1 protein-coding gene and 1 pseudogene are annotated in these 864 nt (G+C 55.0%); one reads left to right on the forward strand and one right to left on the reverse strand.

Annotation, left to right across the window (positions count from 1 at the left end):
• Nucleotides 1-53 precede the first annotated feature (53 nt).
• Nucleotides 54-443 (forward strand): phage holin family protein, encoded by a 390-nt coding sequence (locus HMPREF1627_RS00775; protein ID WP_034500340.1) that lies wholly within the window; start codon nucleotides 54-56, stop codon nucleotides 441-443.
• Between the two features lie 22 nt (nucleotides 444-465).
• Here the strand turns inward: HMPREF1627_RS00775 and HMPREF1627_RS00780 are convergent.
• A pseudogene (locus tag HMPREF1627_RS00780) lies at nucleotides 466-864 on the reverse strand (hypothetical protein); the annotation flags it as partial.

Genomic DNA, 864 nt, shown 5'->3' on the forward strand with positions numbered 1-864 from the left:
CAAGCATCTACTGTCAAGGCGCGGCTGTGGCGCTACGTGCCTAGACTGGAAGCATGAGCTTTTTACTTTTACTGATTGCAAACATGGTTGGCATTTGGTTTGCCAGCCTCATAATTCCTGGCATTACGCTACCTTCTTCTGAGAGAGCCTTGCAGGCCATTTTGATTCTGGCCGTCATTGCGCTGGTCTTCACCGCACTGAACCAGGTTGTGCGTCCCTTGCTGAAGGTGCTCACATTCCCGATCTACATCCTCACCTTCGGCCTGTTCTCCCTGGTGGTTAACGCCCTCATCTTCATGCTGACCGGCTGGGTAACCACTCAGATTGGCTACGGCATGGAGGTCACCGGATTCTGGGCGGCCCTCTTTGGCGCGGTAGTTACAGCAATTTTCTCGTCCATCGCCGGCGCTATTTTGGGCGCCACAGTGGGTTCAAAGAAATAATCTTGCTCTAATCCGGCCAGCGTCACCGCCTTGTAAACGTGTAACGCTGGCCGGTAGTTTCACTATTTGCGGTGAGCCCAAGGGCACGCTCACGCTTCTCATTCCACGCCTGCAAATCCGCGTTCCCCTGCCCCTCCGCGCTTCTCGCATCTAGCGCATACTGGGTTAACGAATGTGCATCTTTCGCCCTCCCGGGCGAATAGACCGCGATTTTCGAAGGTGAGGTTTGCTGCCTCGCCCCATCTAAAGACGCCACAAAATCATCGGCATTCTCATATGAAAGCACGAGCGTTGAGTTTGGAATCGGCATCGTTGAAATGGGAGATCCAGCTGCCACCACACTGGCCACCTGGAAGCGAGTATTGAACACCGGGTTTGCTGCCATCGCGCCTGCCACCATGCCACCCTGCGAATGACCGGC

It is taken from the genome of Actinomyces sp. S6-Spd3 (assembly GCF_000758755.1).
In the GTDB taxonomy this organism is placed as follows: domain Bacteria; phylum Actinomycetota; class Actinomycetes; order Actinomycetales; family Actinomycetaceae; genus Pauljensenia.

Bases quoted from the DNA above. Each gene is read 5' to 3' on its own strand.
- HMPREF1627_RS00775 (WP_034500340.1), top strand. From the start codon at position 54: ATGAGCTTTTTACTTTTACTGATTGCAAACATGGTTGGCATTTGGTTT.